The organism is Sodalis sp. RH24 (assembly GCF_047324145.1).
Classification (GTDB): Bacteria; Pseudomonadota; Gammaproteobacteria; order Enterobacterales; family Enterobacteriaceae; genus Acerihabitans.
In genome coordinates this window covers 782,240-801,144 of the sequence record NZ_CP178729.1, presented here as the reverse complement: position 1 = coordinate 801,144, position 18,905 = coordinate 782,240, and the positions used below count along the sequence as shown (strand labels likewise).

Sequence of the window (18,905 nt, the reverse complement as noted above, 5' to 3'; positions counted from 1 at the left end):
TTTTAACCATAAGGCAATGTTATTATGCCTGCGCGCGCAATGTTGATTTTACCTGCGTTATTATCCACGTAAAGATTAAAAGGAAGACGTTATGAAAACCACCTCTTATTCACGACTGCTCGGCGGGATGCTCGCGGTCGCTTTGATGGCCTTCTCCGCCGCCGGTGCCGCCGCCACCAACACGCAACGTCTGATCATCGATTCCGGTGATAACGCCCAATCCCGCGAAGAGGCGCGCCAAAGCCAGGAGCAGTGGAACGCCACCCATAATCTGCGCAACAAGCAGATTACGCGCGATGAAAAGGACTTTGATAAATATGACAAAACCATTGATTTAAAGGAAAAATGCAATAGCAGTGAGAACGTAAACGCCTACTGGGAGGACACTACGGCCCGCTGTCTTGATCGCCGTACCGGCCGTACGTTAATGGCTCCCTGATAGGCGGTTATTATCCGTTTCCGGCAGCGCTGCTATCATTGTAACGGGTACTTCATTCTCTGATAAGGACGGTAATATGAGCAATCAAGGCAAGATGAAGGGGCTAAGCCATCAACTGAGCGGAAAAACAGGGAAACGCTTTTTTATCCTGGGCGCGGCGGTTGCCATGATGCTGCCGCTGGCGGCGCAGGCGTCGTGTGAAAGTGTCAAAGCGGATATCACCCAAAAAATCATCGCCAACGGGGTGCCGGAATCCGGCTTCCGCCTGGATATCGTGCCGAACGATAGCGCCGACCAGGCGGGCGGCCAGGTGGTCGGCCACTGTGAAAACGATACGCAGAAGATTGTCTATATCCGATCGGCCGAAGGCGCCGACAGCGCCGCGGCCGCAAGCGACGCGCCAAGCCCGTAAAACAACCGGGGCGGGAGATTTACCCTTCCGCCCGGGAATCACATCTGCTGCGCGGTAATAACCTCCGGTAGCGTTATATTGCTCAAATCTATATATCCCGAAAGATCGCGCTGCTCCGGCCTGGGTAAATAAGGCAATTCACCCAGCTGCGGTGCCGGGATTTTATTACGCAAGATATCCATTATTTCCGCATAATGCGCCAGCCCGGGATTAATGCGATTAGCAACCCACCCTAATAAGGGCAAGCCATCGTTAATAATGGCTTGCGCGGTTAATAACGCATGGTTAATACAGCCAAGCTTGATGCCGATAACCAGGACTACCGGCAATTGTTCCTGCACCACCCAATCGGAATACGGCCGATAGTCGCTCATGATGGTACGCCAGCCGCCGCTGCCCTCCACCACCACCATGTCGGCCAGGCCGGACAGATGCTTCAGTCCCCGGGACATCAAGCCGTAATCGATGTCATCGCCGGAATAGGCGCTGATTTCCTCCTCGCGCAGGGTGATGGGATTGATCTGCTCATAAGGAAGCTGCAGCGTGGAGGAAGCGCATAACACCAGGGCATCTTTATTGCGCAGCCCTTCCGCCGTTTCCTGGCTGCCCCGGGCGATAGGCTTGTACCCGGTAACGCTGAGCCGGCGCGCCGCCAGATATTGCAAAATGGCGCGCGAGACAATGGTCTTGCCGACAGCGGTATCCGTACCGGCTACAAAAATACGTTTTAACATGACGACTCCAGCCTGGCGTTAATCCATTGGACATGTTTGGATAAGGTGGTTGATTAACGTAAAATGTAACCGATATAGCCTTGCCACGGCTTGCGTTAGCTCAATATTTATAGCCTTACCCCTGGACCAGCTTCAATAACAATGAGCCGTCGTACAGCGCATCCTTAACCAGCGCGGCGCCCGGCATGGTGCCTTGGTTTTTAAATCGCGTCGCCTGCACGGTGATGTCCTTACTGTAATCAGGCAGCGACTGTTGACGTATATTGGAGAGAATTACCGGGAATAAAATATCCGATGCCTCATTTAATGGCGAGCCGACCAGGATTTTTTCCGGATTGAATAAATTGACCATGATGGCCAGTATGCGTCCCACGCTGTTACCAATGCCGACGATGATGTCCCGCGCCAGGGTATCGCCCGCCATGGCCGCCTGGCACAGCGATTCAACGCTTATCGCGGCGTCATTCATGATGGAATGGCTGTTCAGCGCCAGGCGTTGGCGCGTCAGTTCCAGTATGCTTTCAATCCCCGCCACCGTTTCCAGGCAGCCGCGGTTACCGCAATAGCAACGTTTGCCATACGGCTCCACCTGGGTATGCCCAATCTCCACCAAGCTGCGGCTGCCGCCGTGCAATAGCGTGCCGCCGGTGATCACGCCGGCGCCCACATTATGATCGATAACGATCTGGATAACGTCATTGCATCCGCGCGCCGCGCCGTAAAGCGCTTCCGCCATGGTCCAGGCGCAGATATCGTGCTGCAGGTAGGCCGGCACGCCGATATGTTCGCTCAGCGCCGGTCCCAGCGCCATGTTGTTGACGTCATACCACGGCATACGGTGCACCATACCCGCCGCGGCGTCGATAATGCCCGGCAGCGTCACCGCCACCGCGGTAAGACGTTCCAACTGATGCTGATGACGGATAAAAAACTGATCGATGGTTTGGATCAGGCGAACCAACAGCGGTTCCGGCGCCGTGGCCGGCAGCGGCACGGTATCTTCGACAATCAGCTTGCTGCTGAGCTCGCGCAGCGCCAGGGTCATGGTGCCGTGCCCGATGCGTACCGAAAGAAAATGCCAGGCCTGGGTATCAACCACCAGTCCGATGGCCGGCCGGCCGCGCAGGCCATTTTCCTGATACTCGGTTTCGGTGACCAAATGAGCCTCGACCAGTTCGCGCACGATTTTAGTGATGCTGGCGGGTGCGAGTCTGGCGAGTTTTGACAAGGCGATACGCGAAATAGGGCCGAATGAATCAATCAGGCGATACACGACTCCCGCGTTAGTCTGCTTGATTTGATCGATATGTCCTGGTTGACCATGGCCAATCACTCACCTTGCTCCTGATATTTTCACGCTATAAAATAATATATTGGGGCTATGGTGGGACTTTTAAAATTAGCCGTCAAATATTTGATTAGTTATGTGATTTACCGCACACAACAACCATACTAGCATTATTGCTTTAACATTAAATTGATCAGCATCCGGGCGGCGGCAGAAAGCTCCTTTTGTCGAAGGGTCACCAGCCATACCTCGGTTTTTGCCTGTGGTTCCTCCAGTGACAGATAGCGCACGCTATCGACTTTGATACGCGCAAAGGACGCCGGCAGGATAGAGACGCCCAGCCCCGCGGAAACCAGGCCGATAATCGTCATTGCCTCGCCGACTTCCTGGGTAATGTAAGGCGTAATGCCGAACCCTTTTAATAACAGCAACGTTTCGTCATACAGCGCCGTACCCACCTTGCGATCAAAGAAAACAAAGGGTTCCCTGGCCAGCTGCAGCACGCTGATCCGGCCGCCGGCGGCGCCTGCTAATGGATGATCCTGATGCACTACCGCCACCAGGGATTCCCGCAGCAGCAATTGATAACCCAATGCCTCCGGCAATGGCGTATTGCGCATGACCCCCATATCGAACTTACCGTTCATCAGGGGCTCGATCTGTTGCTTCGTATTGGTTTCGACCATCTGGATATGCACGGCGGGATGCTGTTGGCGAAAAGCCAGCAGACTTGCCGAGATACGTTGATTAAACGGCGTTGACGACGTGAAGCCGATAGTGATTTCGCCGGATTCGCCGCGATGGATCCTGGCGGCCCGCTCCGCCGCCTGGTTAACCTGTTCAATAATCGACCAGGCCTGTTCCAGAAATTGTTTTCCCGCGGGCGTCAGCCTGACGTTGCGGTTATTGCGTTCCAGCAATCTGGCGCCGATCTGTTGCTCAAGGATTTGGATTTGCTGGCTAAGCGGAGGCTGAGAAATATGAAGTTTCTCCGCCGCTCTGCCAAAATGGAGCGTTTCCGCCACGGCGATAAAATAACGCAAATGACGCAATTCGATATTCATACTTTAAACATATTAAATGAGAGTATTAATATATTAGACAACAAATTGCTTTGTTCCTATCATTTTCAAATTATTACCGCAGACAGATCCCCGTCTGTGGATTTTTTCGCTTTCCCGAGGAGTTATTGTGAACACCCTATCGCGTACCGGCGCGCCCGCCCGTGAGACGCCCGCAGTTAAAGCACCCGACTACTTCGTCCCCGTCAAGCAACCTTTTATCAAACGTGGCACCCCGCAGTTTATCCGCGTCACCCTGGCCTTGTTTTCCGCCGGATTGGCGACCTTTGCCCTGCTCTACTGCGTCCAGCCGATACTGCCGGTATTATCGCATGATTTCGGCGTATCGCCGGCGACCAGCAGCCTATCCCTTTCGGCCGCCACCGGCCTGATGGCCGTAGGACTGCTGTTTACCGGTCCGCTGTCCGATGCCGTGGGGCGCAAGGCGGTGATGGTGGTGTCATTGCTGCTGGCGGCGTCATTTACCCTCGTCAGCGCATTTATGACCGACTGGCAGGGTATTTTGATCGTCCGCGCGCTGGTCGGCCTGTCGTTAAGCGGAGTAGCCGCCGTGGCGATGACCTATCTCAGCGAGGAAATCCACCCGAGCGTGGTGGCGTTTTCCATGGGGCTTTATATCAGCGGCAATTCGATTGGCGGTATGAGCGGCAGGCTGATAAGCGGGGTGCTGACGGATTTTTTTAACTGGCGTATCGCCGTCGGCGCCATCGGCGTGGTGGCGTTAGGCGCGGCGCTGATGTTCTGGCGCATCTTGCCCGCGTCGCGCCACTTCCGCGCCGGGTCGCTCAAACCGCGGACGCTGGCGATAAATTTCCGCCTGCATTTCCGCGATGCCGGTCTGCCGTTGCTGTTTATCGAAGGTTTTTTACTGATGGGGTCGTTTATTACCCTGTTTAACTATATTGGTTATCGTCTGCTCGCCGGACCCTGGTACTTAAGCCAGGCCACGGTCGGCTTGCTGTCTGTCGTGTACCTGACAGGCACCTTTAGCTCGCCCAAGGCCGGCAGCCTGGCCGGGCGCTATGGCCGCGGACCGGTGCTGATGGTCTCGATGACGATTATGCTGGCCGGGCTTTTGCTGACCTGGTTCTCGTCACTGATAGCCATCCTGGGTGGTATGATGCTGTTTACCGCCGGTTTTTTCGCCTCGCACTCCACCGCCAGCGCCTGGATTGGCCGCCGCGCCCGGCGCGCCAAAGGCCAGGCGTCTTCGCTTTATCTGTTCTGCTATTATGTCGGGTCAAGCGTTGCCGGCACCGTCGGCGGCTTTTTCTGGCATGGATTCGCCTGGAGCGGCGTAGTGGTATTTATCGCCGTTATGCTGCTGCTGGGAATATATGTGGCCCAGCGCTTGCGCATGTTGCCTGAACTGCGCGCCCTCTCATAGCCGATGAGCCAAAACAACGCCTGCGATAATAATACCCAGGGCGCGACGTTTCTGCTGTTAAGCGAAAACAACGGCATTGGTGAAGTGACGACTAGGAGGTATACTTTAATGTATGTTGTAACTAAATGGTCACCTTAATATGCCCGCGCTAGACTTGATCGACCGACTTAATCAACATTTTAACCAGCTACAGGCCCACTTAACCGAGTGGCAGGGGATGATGGGCGGATTTCGCTTGCTTGCCGGGCGGGTCTTTGAGTTGCCAGAGGTTCCAAAAGGCAAAGAGCATGAGGATACGGCGCAGATAAAGGTTACCCAGCACGTGGGCGCCCAGGCTGGCACCCTGGGGCTGGCGCACTTCCAGCGCATGTTTATCTATCATCAAAAACAGGACACCAGCGCCAAGTCGGCCATTCGCCTGCCGGGCGCGCTCTGCTTTTCCGTCGACGACGCGCAGTATCATGCGGCGCAGGCGCTCACCGCCGCGATAAACCAGCTAAAAGCCGAACTGGCGCATCTGATCACGGTAGAGTCGCAACTGCCGCCCGAACTGCGCTTTGAATTTGTCCATACCCACCTGCGTGGTTTAAAAACCCTCAGCGCCTACCGCGCGCTGCAAACAGTGACCGACCCGGCAAGCGTTCGCTTCGGCTGGGCCAATAAACAGATTATCAAGAACCTGACGCGCCAGGAGGTGCTGGCCATGCTGCAAAAAAGCCTGGAAGCCGGGCGGGCGGTACCGCCTTATGATAAAACGCAATGGGCCGAACGCATCCGGCAGGAAATCGACGCGGTCAGTAAATTGCCTCCCGACATTGCGCTCAAGATAAAAAGACCGGTCAAGGTTCAGCCTATTGCCAGGGTTTGGTATCAGGACAGCCAGCGGCAGGTGCAGTACGCCTGCCCTTCCCCGCTGATAGTGTTATGCCGGCAGTCGTCAGGCGCGCCGGTGCCGAAGCTGGGTGGCTTGCTGGATTACAACCGCGAGGGGGTACGCCATAAGCACAAGCCGCCGGGGCTGCCCGCGCGTCTGCTCATTAAACGATTGCACCTGTACGTGGCGTCCTGATGCCCATCGGGCAATAGGCAACGACATGAAGGGAAACAGGGCGCGCTGACGGCGTCGAGTCGATAAGCAAAGCGCCGCCCAAAAGCGGCGCTCGACAGGACGCGGGCGCAGTAATTATCGCCGCGCCGCGTTACGCGGTGGAGAAACCGCAGCGGCCCAGGCCCATCAGCTTTTCAGCGACCCCACCATATCTTCCGGTCGCACCCATTGATCAAACTCATCGGCGCTCAAATAGCCCAGCTTAAGCGCCGACGCTTTCAGCGTCAGTCCTTCTTTATGGGCTTTTTTAGCAATTTCCGCCGCTTTGTCATAACCGATATGGGTATTCAGCGCGGTCACCAGCATCAGCGATTCGTTTAGCAACTGGTCAATACGCTCCCGGTTGGGCTCGATGCCCACGGCGCAATGATGGTTGAAACTGTCCATGCCGTCGGCCAGCAGGCGTACCGATTGCAGAAAATTATGGATAATCATCGGCCGGTAAACATTCAGCTCAAAATTGCCGGACGCGCCGCCGATATTGATTGCCGCGTCATTGCCCAATACCTGGCAACACAGCATGGTCATGGCTTCGCATTGGGTCGGGTTGACCTTGCCCGGCATAATGGAACTGCCCGGCTCGTTTTCGGGGATGCTGATTTCGCCGATGCCGCAGCGCGGGCCGGACGCCAGCCAGCGGACATCGTTGGCGATTTTCATCAGCGACGCGGCCAGCCCTTTCAGCGCGCCGTGGCTATGGACCAGCGCGTCGCAGGTGGCCAGCGCTTCGAATTTATTCGGCGCGGTCACAAAAGGCTGCTGGGTCAACTCCGCCAGCGCCTTGGCGACACGCACCGCATATTCGGGATGGGTGTTCAGCCCGGTGCCCACCGCGGTGCCGCCCAGCGCCAGTTCGGCCAGATGGGGCACGCTGTGTTCGATATGGGTGAGATTATGATCGAGCATGGCGACCCAGCCGGAAATTTCCTGTCCCAGCGTCAGGGGGGTGGCATCCTGCAAATGGGTACGGCCGATTTTCACGATAGTGGCGAAGGCGGCTGATTTTTGCGCGAGCGTCGCGCGCAACGTCTTCAGCTGCGGGATTAAATGTTCGCGCAGCGCCACAACGGCGGCCACGTGCATGGCGGTGGGAAACACGTCATTGGAGCTTTGGCTCTTATTGACATCGTCATTGGGATGCACCAGGCGGCCTTCGCCGCGCTCTCCGCCCAGCAGCTCGCTGGCGCGGTTCGCCAGCACCTCGTTCATATTCATATTGCTTTGCGTGCCGGAACCGGTTTGCCAGATGGCCAGGGGAAACTCCAGCGGGTGGCTGCCGGCCAAGACCTCATCCGCCGCGCGGATAATGGCGTCGGCGCGCTCAGCGGGCAGTAAACCTAAATCTTTATTCACCGCTGCGGCGGCGCGCTTGGTTTGCGCCAGCGCAGCGATAAGCGCGGGCGGCATTTTTTCACTGGAAATGCGGAAATGTTCAAGGGAACGCTGCGTTTGCGCCCCCCATAAGCGCTCCGACGGCACCTCGATCGGGCCCATGGAATCTTTTTCTATGCGGGTTGCTGCCATTTTTCCTCCTGGTATTCTTCCTAAAGATCAATATCCTGCCCGTGCGCGATGCCACAAGGACGGGACATCGATAGTCTGTCTTTGCTAGACTGACATTGATAGTATAGCGCCGAAGAAAAGCTTACCATTATGCGACCGCCTCGCGTTATCACATTTAGGCTTCACCAAGGGCAGTAAATCCATGAAAAAAATGATCAACTCGGTACAGCATTATGCCTGGGGCAGTAAAGACGCCCTCACCCGCCTGTATGGCATCGCCAACCCGGGCCAGCAGCCGATGGCCGAGCTGTGGATGGGCGCGCACCCCAAAAGCAGTTCGCGTATCAGCGACGATCGGGGCAACGAGATTTCCTTACGGGACTACATAGCGCAACAGCCCGAGGCGACGCTCGGCGCGGCGGTTGCCCGGCGTTTTGGCGAGCTGCCGTTCCTGTTCAAGGTCCTGTGCGCGCGGGAACCGTTGTCCATTCAGGTTCATCCCAGCAAATCCGCGGCTGAACGCGGTTTTGCCCTGGAGAACGATCGTGGCGTCCCTCTTGACGCCGGCAATCGTAATTACAAGGATCCCAACCATAAACCGGAACTGGTCTTTGCACTGACGCCGTTCCAGGCGATGAACGGATTTCGCGAGATGACCGCCATCGTCTCCCTGCTGCAGCCGGTGGCGGGCGCTCATCCCGCCATTGCGCATTTTTTGCAACATCCCGATGAAACACATCTGGCGCAGCTGTTCGGCGATTTGCTCAGCATGGCCGGCGAGGAAAAATCCCTGGCCCTCGATGTGTTGAAAAGCACCCTTGGCCATCAGCACGGCGAACCCTGGGCGACCATCGGCAACATAGCGGCAGAGTATCCTGAGGACTGCGGCTTATTTTCGCCGCTGCTGTTAAATGTCATCACCCTGCAACCGGGCCAGGCTATGTTTCTTTATGCCGAAACGCCCCACGCCTATCTGCGCGGCGAAGCGCTGGAGGTGATGGCCAATTCCGACAATGTTCTGCGCGCCGGCCTTACCCCTAAGTATATCGACGTGCCTGAACTGCTGGCCAACGTACAGTTTATCGCCAAGCCCGAGAACCAACTGCTGGCCCGGCCGGTGGCGGAAAACGGCGCCCTGCGTTTCCCAATCCCGGTGGAAGATTTCGCCTTTGCGCTGCACAACCTGTCTTCCAAGGCCCAGGCACTGGCCCAGGACAGCGCCGCCATCGTCTTCTGCGTCGACGGGCAGGCGGTGCTGGAAAAAGACGGCCGGCAACTGACGCTGAAACCGGGTGAATCCGCGTTTCTGGCAGCCGGCGATTCACCGGTCAATGCCAGCGGCAATGGCCGTCTTGCCCGGGTTTACAACGAACTGTGACAACACAGCCCACGCATTGGCCGGCAGTTGCTATTATTAGAACCATATACACGTGGCGGCAACAGAGTATTTTGCCTGCGCCCCGGGGCGGTCAGTCAATCTGGAACAGGAAATTATAATAAGGATGAACCAAGCATGAAAAAAACACTTATAGCGGTTGGCGTGATTATTGTCCTCGGCGCGGCCTGGACCGCAAGCGCATGGTATACCGGCAAACAGTTCGAGCAGCGCCTGCCTACGGTGGTCGCCGACGCCAATGCCCGTATCAAGGCGGCGTTCCCCGAAGCCGGCGTCAACCTGGTTATCGAAGACTACCAGCGCCGTCTGTTCTCCAGCCACGTTAACCTGGTGCTGGTATCCGACGGCACCACCGGCGAAAACAAACCCCTGAAACCCGGCGATCGCCTGGTGGTCAACGAAGCCATCGACCATGGCCCGTTCCCGTTCGCCGAGTTAAAAAAAGGCGTGCTGATCCCCAGTATGGCCTCGGTACGCAGCCAGTTGGCCGCGACGCCGCTGGTTAAACCGCTGCTTGACGCCAGCAAGGGACAGTCACCGGTCACCGCCCTGACCCGGGTGGCGTATAACGGCGATACGGTATCGGTTATCGATGTGATGGCCCTGGATTTTAACAGCCCCGCCACCGTATTCCGCACCAGCGGCGGGACGTTTAACGCCGCGATAGACCATGACATGGACAAGATGTCGGTCGACGGCAGTATCGCCAGCCTGTTGATCGGCGGCCTGAACCAGTGGCAACAGCATGAGCAGGTTACCGTGCAGGAGTTCAGCCTCGACAGCAGCACCCATAAAGGCAAGCTGGATTACAGCGTCGGCGACAATACCATGAAGGCCAAGACGCTGGTGTACAATGTCGATGGCAAGGATATGCTCAGCGTCGATAACCTGTCGCAGGTGACCAGCGTTAACGAGGAGGCGGATAAGCTCAATGCGCAGGTGGCCTATAATCTGGATGCGCTGCATGTGCAGGGGCAGAATTTCGGCGCCGGCAAGCTGGTGATCAAGCTGTCGAATCTTGATCCGAAAGCGATCGCCGATTTCAGCGAAAAATATCATGCCCAGGCGCAGCAGATCATGCAACAAACCGGCCAGGCCGATCCGGCGACTCAGCAGCAGTTAATAAGCCAGGCGCTGTTCCAGAACCTGCCGCTGGCGCTGAAAGGCAGCCCGTACCTGACCATTGCGCCGTTCAGCTGGAAAAACAGCAAAGGAGAAAGCGCGTTTAACCTGACGCTCAATCTTAACGACCCGTCCCAGGCTCCCGCCACGCCGGCGACGCCGGATCAGCTGTGGGCGCGGTTTGTCAACAAGCTGGATGCCAAGCTGACCGTGCCGCTGGACATGGCCACCGAAACCACCACCCAGTTCGCCAGACTCCAGGGCTATAACGACGAGGATGCCCAAAAACTGGCTAAACAGCAGGTACAAGGACTGGCGGCCATGGGCCAGATGTTTAAACTGACCACCGTCAGCGATAATACCCTGACCAGCAGCTTTCAATATGCCGATAACCAGGTCAACCTGAACGGACAGAAGATGTCGCTGCAAAGCTTTATGGGCCTGTTCGGCCTGTTCGGTTTGCCGGAAGGCGAGACACCACCGGTCCAGCCGCAGGCGATACCGCAACCTTAAACCTTTCAGCCTGATGACCGCCCCGGCGCCGGGGCGGTCTGTTTAATCCAGACGTTACCCTCCCTATCCGCCGCGCCGCGGGCGCGATCCTATTTGGAGGCCTTCCTGGCCTGCCGCGACGGTATCACCGCGCTGGATCTGGCCGGCGATGAACTGGGGTTTCCCGGCAGCCTGTTCCTGAGCCATTTCACCCGCGCCCGCGACGCCGGGTTGCACATTACCGTGCACGCCGGAGAGGCCGCGGGTCCCGAGAGCATCTGGCAGGCCATTCATGAACTGGGGGCGGAGCGTATCGGCCACCGTGTAAAGGCCATTGAAGATCCGGCGCTGATGGATTTTCTGGCGCAACATCGCATCGGTATAGAAAGCTGCCTGACGTCCAATGTGCAGACCAGTACCGTGCGCTCGCTTGAAGAGCACCCGTTAAAGCAGTTTCTTGAACATGGCATTCTCGCCACCATCAATTCGGACGATCCGGCGGTACAGGGTATTGATATCGATTATGAGTATCGAGTGGCCGCGCCGCGGGCCGGCCTTAACCCACAGCAGATCCAGACCGCCCGGCGCAACGGTTTGGTTATTGCTTTTTTAAACACAGCCGAAAAACAAGCGATTTTAAACCGTAACGGGTAAACCATAGCTTGACCACCCGACCATAAGCAACTTGCCTGCAGGTGCTTATGGTAATATCTGAATGATTGATATCTATAATTGAATAATCGAGCATTATATCCATGACGGTGACACTTAATTACTTATAAGTTGTTATGTGTTATTTAGCGGTATTAATCAATAACATCTGAAATTCTCACTAAACAATGATATATATCGATTATGAGTATCGAGTGGCCGCGCCGCGGGCCGGCCTTAACCCACAGCAGATCCAGACCGCCCGGCGCAACGGTTTGGTTATTGCTTTTTTAAACACAGCCGAAAAACAAGCGATTTTAAACCGCAACGGGTAAACCATAGCTTGACCACCCGACCATAAGCAACCTGCCTGCAGGTGCTTATGGTAATATCTGAATGATTGATATCTATAATTGAATAATCGAGCATTATATCCATGACGGTGACACTTAATTACTTATAAGTTGTTATGTGTTATTTAGCGGTATTAATCAATAACATCTGAAATTCTCACTAAACAATGATATGTTTCACTAATGTTTTTTAGACGCTCGTGATTATGCTTTATTATGGGATTCTCGTCCATAACGTTACCGCCAGCTGCGGTTGCCAGCCGATATTGGAAACATGGCGTGACCTGCAGACATAGTTTAATCCCAAATGGCTGACCCTGTCGCCCACTTCATATTGTACCCCTACCCGCCACAAGGGATATTGCGGCGGCGGCGGGCCGGCGATTTCATCCACCCGCGCCAGCGCGGCGGCGACGTTCGGCCGTACGCCGATATCTTGTCCATTCGCCTCCCGACCGCCGGTCTGGGTAATAATCTCGAATATTTGCCGCGCATTAAACGTAAGGTGGTGCCTGGCGCGCGCATAGCCCAGCACCAACGCCAAAGCGCCCGTCACCAGGGGCGTCGCGCTGGAAGTGCCGTTAAATGCAGAGGTGTAAAGCCGGTTAGGCGGGTCAAAATTCTGCAGATCCCCCCATCCTAGTGTAGTGACATTCCACCCCCAGGAGTTAAGGGTGGAGTAAAGATTATAATTCGAAAAAGAAGTCCTCCGGCCGGTCTCTGGGTAGCTGGCGCCAATCATAAACCCGCCGCTATCGCCAAAATCATTAAACAAAGGATGGTTCCTGACGCTTACCCCTCCGTTACCGGCGGCAAAAGCCACCGTCGCGCCGGCGCGCACGCACCAGTTTATCCGGTCCCACCATTCGATGACTAATACCATAGGGAATGGAATTGAATCACCCACCGAAAGATTGATGCCGATCACATCACCCGGTGATAAATCCCCCATGATCCGGTCCAGGCTGTGAATATCGTTATAATGGAAAAAGAATCGGCAACCGAAGGCAATGCCCGTCACGCCAAAACCGTTATTGGCGGCGACGATACATCCGGCCCCCGCGGTACCATGCTCCCTATTACCCTCCGGACGATTGGAATTTACGGTGATATTACCGATTAAATCTTCATGCTGGGGATTGACGCCAGAACCCATATACCTGACGGTGGCGCCATTGCCGGTGGCTCCCCTGGCCCAGGCATTCCTGACATTCATGCCGTTCCCAGGATTCAGGTAGCCTTGCAGCGGCGTGAAATCGGGCGTCGGACCATTCAAGGGAGTATCAAATGACGGGTCCTTGTCGCCGTACCAAGGTGCCGGCAGATGGGGCGAGGCATGGCGCGCTTCGTCATAAGGGCGCGGACCGTCGTCGTCGGGCCGCGGCGCAAATTTATTTTTACTTGCAAGCGCGCAATATTCCACATAGTCCAGGCATTCAAGCTCCTGCGCCAACGCCAGTAGTTCGTCATTGCAGAGTTCGCTATCAATCCGGTAGAAATTTCGCAATTCATTATAGATTGGCGATAATTTTCTTTTTTTATTTATCATCTCCCGGTCAAAACAGGGCAGGAAATGAATACATTTCCGATATTTATAAAATAATACGGCATTATGTTTTTTTTCCTCGAAAAGCTGTTTTTTTCCTTTATCATAAAACTTAATTTCTATATAGTTATCCACACCCTCGATAATTTTCAGCTTGCCTTTCGGGTTGTTGATTTCCCGTTTTTGCGGCTGAGGTTGCCAGTGGCACTCCGGGACAATAATAGGGTCTGTCCATAATACACCGCACTTATCGTACCCCGATAAGACTTCAGCGGAAATCCTGTATTCCGACGGAAAAGGGATGCTGAAGCCGACCAGTTCATCGCCTTCGGCCTCCTTGTTATCTATCATGCCATCCAGCCCATATAGGGTAAATTTCACTTTACATTCGGGCGCCGCACCTTCACAGCGAATATAGAGAGGGCCTTCAGGGGAATAAGCCCTGTAGTATTCGATAGTCAAACCCATGATTGTCACCTACATAAATTTATTGGATCTTAATCGGTTTTGGGCGTAAACACGGCATTTCCTCCCGGCCAGCACCGACATTTGGATATAAACACATTTCATTTGTCATGATTCTGATCTATTTAAGTCCAAGATCAATTTCCTACATTCACTAATATTTTTTAGACGTTCGTGATTGTGTTTTATTATGGGATTCTCGTCCATAACGTTACCGCCAGCTGCGGTTGCCACCCGATATTGGAAACATGGCGTGACCTGCAGACATAGTTTAATCCCAAATGACTGACCCTGTCGCCCACTTCATATTGTACACCTACCCGCCACGGGGGATATTCAGGCTCTGGGGGCGGCGTTCCGCCACCGGCCATTTCATCTACCAACTCCAGGGCGGCGGTGACGTTAGGCCGGACACCAATACCTTGTCCTTCCCCCTCCCGTCCGCCGGTAAGGGTGACGATTCTGAACATTTCAGCGGCGTTTAATGGACGATAAAGCCGGCGTATGGCATAACCTTGAACTACCGTTAAAGCTCCGCACACTAAAGGCGTGGCGCTGGAAGTGGCGCTAAAGGTAGCGGTATAAGTGCGGTTCGGCGGATCGAAATTTTGTAAGTCACCCCATCCGATCGTAACAACACTATCACCCCAGGAATTTAGCATTGAATAAAGATTGAAATTACTGCTATGTCTAATCAGACCAGAGTGTGAGTCAGCACTGCAAATCATAATACCGCCACTGTCGCCAAAATTATTAAATTGAGGAAATTGACGGAGATTGAGCCCGCCGTTACCCGCGGCAAATACCACCACCGCCCCGGCCCGGGTACATAAATCTATCCGATCCCACCAAGATGCCAGATGTACCATGGGCAACAAGAAACCATTGATGTTAAATTGATTATTTATAATGATCAAATCACCCGCCGATAATTCCACTAAAATGCGGTCCAGATTTTCTATACCGGTATCATGAAAAATCAATTTGCAGCCATAGGCTATACCTGTTATGCCAAAACCATTGTTGATACCCCTAACGGCGCCTACTCCCGCAGACCCATGATTCCGGGCACCTGGACGATTGGAATTTACAGTGATATTACCTATTAAATCTTCGTGCTCTTGATAAACACCAAACCCCATATATCGTACTGTCGCGCCAACGCCGAATGCCCCCCGGCTCCAGGCATTTCTGACATTCATACCCAACCCAGGATCCAAATACCTTTGCAATGGCGTAAAATCAGGCGTCTGTCCAATAAAGGGCGCTTGCGGTTCATAGCATTGGTGTTCAATATTATCAGGCGGTGGCGGGTATTTGTTTTTACTTAACAAACAGCAATATTCAACATAATCCAGGCTCTCCAACTCCTGGGCTAATGCCAGTAGTTGGTAATTATCGAGATTAATCTTTAGTCGGTAAAAATTACGCAGCTCATTATAAATAGGTAACAAACAACATTTTTTATCGATTTGATTTTTATCAAAACAGGGTATGAAATCCAGATGCCGTCTATATCTATAAAAAAGCGGTATCTTATACGATCTTTCCTCAAATATCTGTATTATTCCGCCATCATAAAATTTAACCTCAATGTAATTATCCTCTCCTGGAAAAATATCAAGATTACCTTTCAGACTTTTAATATCCAGTGTTTTTTCACATTGCCGCTCGCGGAAATCGGGAATATCGATAGGGTTAGTCCACAATAAGCAGCACGCATCGTCTCCCTGGCTAATTTCAGCGGAAATTTTATACCATGAGGGAAACGGCACGGTAAAACGCGCCTGTTCATCTCCGTTGGCCTCTTTTTTACAAATAATATTGTCCTGCTCATACAGGCTAAATACCACCTTAGCCCCCGATTCAGCACCTTTACATCGAATAGAAATAGTTCTTTCAGGAAGATCTTCAGTTGAATAATTGAGCATTATATTCATGACGGTGCCCCTTAATCACTTATAAGTTGTTATGTATTATTTGGAAAGATTAATCAGTAATATCTGAAATTCTCACCAAATAATGATATGTTTTACTAATCTTTTTTAGACGTTCGTGATTATGTTTTATTATGGGATTCTCGTCCATAATGTTACCGCCAGCTGCGGTTGCCAGCCGACGTTGGAAACATGGCGTGACCTGCAGATATAGTTCAACCCCAAATGACTGACCCTGTCACCCACTTCATATTGTACACCTACCCGCCACAAGGGATATTCTGGCGGCGGTGGCGTCGGCTCGCCCGGTCCTAACAGGTAGTCCACATATTCCAGTGCGGCATGCACATTAGGTCTGGGACCAATTAAATCAGCTTCGCCTTCACGATGGCCCGTCACGCGGATAATCTGATACAGTTGGTCGCCACTAAAAATCACATGATAAGCCGATTTTGCATAGGATTGGATAAGGGCCAGAACGCCCGCGATTTGGGGGGCCGAGGCGGAGGTGCCGCCATAATTGGCGGTATAAGTCCGGTTGGGATGACCCAGGTTGAGCAAATCGCCCTCGCCGGTGGTAGCGACATCCATTCCCCAGGCGGCAATCATCCGGGTGAAATTGTAATTTGAGAACTCCAGCCGCCTCCTGTTGTCTGGATGACTGGCGGTGGCGAGGATAACGCCGCTATCGCCAAAATTATTAAATTCGACCGATTGGCTCAGATCTAATCCTCCATTGCCGGAGAGTAGCACCACCACTACACCGCTGCTTACCAGCAAACGATACATACTCCACCAGGCTTGATGGTGCACCAACGGTAAAGCTGAATAATCCCAGCCTAAAGAGGCAGTAACAATATCCCCCGGAAGGGCATCACGTACAATCTTTTCAAAATCGGTGAATGTATTTATGTAGGCAAACAAGCGACAGTCGTAAGCGATCCCCATCATGCCGATCCCGTTATTGCTGGCGGCGATAACGCCGGCCGACCATGTGCCGTGATCTCTATTCTCATATGAATTGTTAACGACGGTAATATTACCGATCAAATCTTCATGGTCCGGCCATACGCCGGTATCCTGCATATGTACCGACACGCCACGTCCGGTAACATTCCTGGCCCATGCCGCCCTGACGCTCATGCCTCTTGTCGTATTGTCAAGATACCCCTGGTGCTGGGTCAAATTCGGCGTCACATTAGCAATATCAACTTCCTGCGGGTATGTCTCCCATTCAGAGGGTAACGATTCCGACGTCGGATCGCCCGATAAGCTGCAGTATTCCACATAATCCAGCCGTTCAATTTCTTGCGCCAACTGCAGTAAATCATCATTTACCAGGTTTTGCCGCACCCGATAAAGTTCACGCAATTTTTTGCTCAACGGGAATTTTTTTATGATACCGCTTAGCGTTTTTTTATCAAAACAAGGCGCGAAATCAATATAACGCCTGGCTTTGAAAAACAAAGGAACGTTATGCCTGGCTTCACACTGAAGTTTTTTATATCCACCTGGATAAAATTGTATTATAAAATCCTGTCTACCCTCTGAGGTTATTTTCAGCTTGCCTTTTATGTCTGTCATATCTTCAATTTTGCAATTTGTCGGCGGTAGAAAATTCGAGGAGGGCAATGTGGAGATTATGTCAGAACATAGCTCAACATCCTGTCCATTAGACAATTTTAATTGAGCATGTAAATAATAGTCGCAACCTGATGTAAGCTTAAAAGTCACCAACTCATCGCCATAAGCTTTCTTTTTTATAGAAAAATGCTCTTTTTCTTTTCCTTCGAATAAGGTGTAGATTATATCAAAATCAGACTCTTCACCAATGCATCGCGCATAAATATTGCCATCTGAAGCATTGTTTCTAAAGTAATCTAATTTTATATTCATAACAACCCTCTACGGTTTCTCACAGGATTATGTTATTTAAAATAGACGATATAGCGAAATGCCAGTGTAAAATGACATACAAAATGTAATAGACATCACCGATTAATTTATAATAGCCACCATTTTCCATACAGGCAATTGCCTATTTTAACTGGTATCATCCTATGTCTTGATACGGTTTATCTCATTAATACACTGAGTTAATGGAATGACATCCAGTTTTGACAAAGCTTGCCCCCTCTACTTTGCTAAAAATTGGCAATCTTGACCACAGAGTAAAGGCAGCATCCAACCTATATCGGTGGTTATTATAAAAACTTAGAAAAAATAACGGCATTTAGATCCTGCGACTCAGCAGCAGTTGATAAGCCAGGCGCTGTTCCAGAACCTGCCGCTGGCGCTGAAAGGCAGCCCGTACCTGACCATTGCGCCGTTCAGCTGGAAAAACAGCAAAGGAGAAAGCGCGTTTAACCTGACGCTCAATCTTAACGACCCGTCCCAGGCTCCCGCCACGCCGGCGACGCCGGATCAGCTGTGGGCGCGGTTTGTCAACAAGCTGGATGCCAAGCTGACCGTGCCGCTGGACATGGCCACCGAAACCACCACCCAGTTCGCCAGACTCCAGGGCTATAACGACGAGGATGCCCAAAAACTGGCTAAACAGCAGGTACAAGAACTGGCGGCCATGGGCCAGATGTTTAAACTGACCACCGTCAGCGATAATACCCTGACCAGCAGCTTTCAATATGCCGATAACCAGGTCAACCTGAACGGCCAAAAAATGTCGCTGCAAAGCTTTATGGGCCTGTTCGGCCTGTTCGGTTTACCGGAAGGCGAAACCCCACCAGTCCAGCCGCAGGCGATACCGCAACCTTAAACCTTTCAGCCTGATGACCGCCCCGGCGCCGGGGCGGTCTGTTTAAGACGTTACCCTCCCTATCCGCCGCGCCGCGGGCGCGATCCTATTCTTTTGCGCACGCTGCATTCCTCAATGTCTCCGTTTGTTCCTGAAGCGTAATCCCACCCAGGCCGGCTAACCAATCTCTGCTAACTCTTCGCAAACACGTTATAATCAGGCTATATTTCACCAGAAT

Annotated in this window: 13 protein-coding genes and 2 pseudogenes; 8 read left to right on the top strand and 7 right to left on the bottom strand. The window is 53.0% G+C overall.

The features are described from left to right. The first annotated feature begins 91 nt into the window (after positions 1-91). Together ACL2XG_RS03590 and ACL2XG_RS03585 are read left to right on the top strand one after the other, a co-directional pair. Positions 92-439, top strand: coding sequence for a DUF1283 family protein (locus ACL2XG_RS03590; RefSeq protein WP_413722875.1), 348 nt, complete (start codon positions 92-94; stop codon positions 437-439). A 76-nt stretch (positions 440-515) separates the two neighbouring features. Continuing rightward, positions 516-851 carry a DUF1161 domain-containing protein gene (locus ACL2XG_RS03585; RefSeq protein WP_413722876.1) on the top strand — a complete coding sequence of 112 codons (336 nt, stop codon included), beginning with the start codon at positions 516-518 and terminating at the stop codon, positions 849-851. 38 nt (positions 852-889) lie between these two features. Here the strand turns inward: ACL2XG_RS03585 and bioD are convergent, their stop codons facing one another. From bioD to ACL2XG_RS03570, 3 genes are all read right to left on the bottom strand, one after another. After that, a complete protein-coding gene (bioD, locus tag ACL2XG_RS03580; protein WP_410015067.1) occupies positions 890-1,585 on the bottom strand; it encodes a dethiobiotin synthase in 696 nt (231 codons plus the stop codon). A gap of 115 nt (positions 1,586-1,700) precedes the next feature. Then, the gene (locus ACL2XG_RS03575; protein WP_410015066.1) at positions 1,701-2,918 is read right to left on the bottom strand and encodes an ROK family protein; all 1,218 of its coding nucleotides are present in this window, start codon (positions 2,916-2,918) and stop codon (positions 1,701-1,703) included. A 125-nt stretch (positions 2,919-3,043) separates the two neighbouring features. Continuing rightward, positions 3,044-3,937 (bottom strand): LysR family transcriptional regulator, encoded by an 894-nt coding sequence (locus tag ACL2XG_RS03570; RefSeq protein ID WP_413722877.1) that lies wholly within the window; start codon positions 3,935-3,937, stop codon positions 3,044-3,046. Between the two features lie 127 nt (positions 3,938-4,064). On the opposite strand from ACL2XG_RS03570, the gene ACL2XG_RS03565 reads away from it, so the two are divergent. After that, on the top strand, positions 4,065-5,342 hold the full coding sequence (locus ACL2XG_RS03565) for an MFS transporter (RefSeq protein ID WP_410015064.1): 1,278 nt from the start codon (positions 4,065-4,067) through the stop codon (positions 5,340-5,342). Positions 5,343-5,481: 139 nt separating this feature from the next. Then, positions 5,482-6,411, top strand: a complete 930-nt coding sequence (gene tus, locus ACL2XG_RS03560; protein ID WP_413722878.1) for a DNA replication terminus site-binding protein — start codon at positions 5,482-5,484, stop codon at positions 6,409-6,411. 165 nt (positions 6,412-6,576) lie between these two features. On the opposite strand, the gene fumC is transcribed toward tus, so the two are convergent. Further along, positions 6,577-7,974: a class II fumarate hydratase gene (gene fumC, locus ACL2XG_RS03555; RefSeq protein ID WP_413722879.1), complete on the bottom strand. Its 1,398-nt coding sequence runs from the start codon at positions 7,972-7,974 to the stop codon at positions 6,577-6,579. Positions 7,975-8,155: 181 nt separating this feature from the next. Here fumC and manA point away from each other — a divergent pair, with 181 nt between their 5' ends. From manA to ACL2XG_RS03540, 3 genes and pseudogenes are all read left to right on the top strand, one after another. Further along, positions 8,156-9,331, top strand: a complete 1,176-nt coding sequence (gene manA, locus ACL2XG_RS03550) for a mannose-6-phosphate isomerase (RefSeq protein WP_410015061.1) — start codon at positions 8,156-8,158, stop codon at positions 9,329-9,331. A gap of 135 nt (positions 9,332-9,466) precedes the next feature. Next, the gene (locus ACL2XG_RS03545) at positions 9,467-10,984 is read left to right on the top strand and encodes a YdgA family protein (RefSeq protein WP_413722880.1); all 1,518 of its coding nucleotides are present in this window, start codon (positions 9,467-9,469) and stop codon (positions 10,982-10,984) included. Between the two features lie 93 nt (positions 10,985-11,077). Continuing rightward, positions 11,078-11,617 (top strand): annotated as a pseudogene (locus ACL2XG_RS03540) (adenosine deaminase family protein); the annotation flags it as partial. Positions 11,618-12,181: 564 nt separating this feature from the next. Here ACL2XG_RS03540 and ACL2XG_RS03535 read toward each other — a convergent pair. The 3 genes from ACL2XG_RS03535 to ACL2XG_RS03525 all read right to left on the bottom strand — a co-directional run bounded on the left by ACL2XG_RS03535 (position 12,182) and on the right by ACL2XG_RS03525 (position 17,811). Then, the gene (locus ACL2XG_RS03535; RefSeq protein WP_410015059.1) at positions 12,182-13,864 is read right to left on the bottom strand and encodes a S8 family serine peptidase; all 1,683 of its coding nucleotides are present in this window, start codon (positions 13,862-13,864) and stop codon (positions 12,182-12,184) included. Between the two features lie 302 nt (positions 13,865-14,166). Then, positions 14,167-15,918, bottom strand: a complete 1,752-nt coding sequence (locus tag ACL2XG_RS03530) for a S8 family serine peptidase (protein WP_413722881.1) — start codon at positions 15,916-15,918, stop codon at positions 14,167-14,169. A 129-nt stretch (positions 15,919-16,047) separates the two neighbouring features. Further along, positions 16,048-17,811 (bottom strand): S8 family serine peptidase, encoded by a 1,764-nt coding sequence (locus ACL2XG_RS03525; RefSeq protein ID WP_413722882.1) that lies wholly within the window; start codon positions 17,809-17,811, stop codon positions 16,048-16,050. A 337-nt stretch (positions 17,812-18,148) separates the two neighbouring features. Here ACL2XG_RS03525 and ACL2XG_RS03520 point away from each other — a divergent pair. Further along, a pseudogene (locus ACL2XG_RS03520) lies at positions 18,149-18,688 on the top strand (YdgA family protein); the annotation flags it as partial. Positions 18,689-18,905 lie beyond the last annotated feature (217 nt).

Coding starts and splice junctions, on each gene's coding strand:
- ACL2XG_RS03590 (WP_413722875.1), top strand. CDS start 92: ATGAAAACCACCTCTTATTCACGACTGCTCGGCGGGATGCTCGCGGTC.
- ACL2XG_RS03585 (WP_413722876.1), top strand. CDS start 516: ATGAGCAATCAAGGCAAGATGAAGGGGCTAAGCCATCAACTGAGCGGA.
- bioD (WP_410015067.1), bottom strand. CDS start 1,585: ATGTTAAAACGTATTTTTGTAGCCGGTACGGATACCGCTGTCGGCAAG.
- ACL2XG_RS03570 (WP_413722877.1), bottom strand. CDS start 3,937: ATGAATATCGAATTGCGTCATTTGCGTTATTTTATCGCCGTGGCGGAA.
- tus (WP_413722878.1), top strand. CDS start 5,482: ATGCCCGCGCTAGACTTGATCGACCGACTTAATCAACATTTTAACCAG.
- fumC (WP_413722879.1), bottom strand. CDS start 7,974: ATGGCAGCAACCCGCATAGAAAAAGATTCCATGGGCCCGATCGAGGTG.
- manA (WP_410015061.1), top strand. CDS start 8,156: ATGAAAAAAATGATCAACTCGGTACAGCATTATGCCTGGGGCAGTAAA.
- ACL2XG_RS03545 (WP_413722880.1), top strand. CDS start 9,467: ATGAAAAAAACACTTATAGCGGTTGGCGTGATTATTGTCCTCGGCGCG.
- ACL2XG_RS03535 (WP_410015059.1), bottom strand. CDS start 13,864: ATGATAGATAACAAGGAGGCCGAAGGCGATGAACTGGTCGGCTTCAGC.
- ACL2XG_RS03530 (WP_413722881.1), bottom strand. CDS start 15,918: ATGAATATAATGCTCAATTATTCAACTGAAGATCTTCCTGAAAGAACT.
- ACL2XG_RS03525 (WP_413722882.1), bottom strand. CDS start 17,811: ATGAATATAAAATTAGATTACTTTAGAAACAATGCTTCAGATGGCAAT.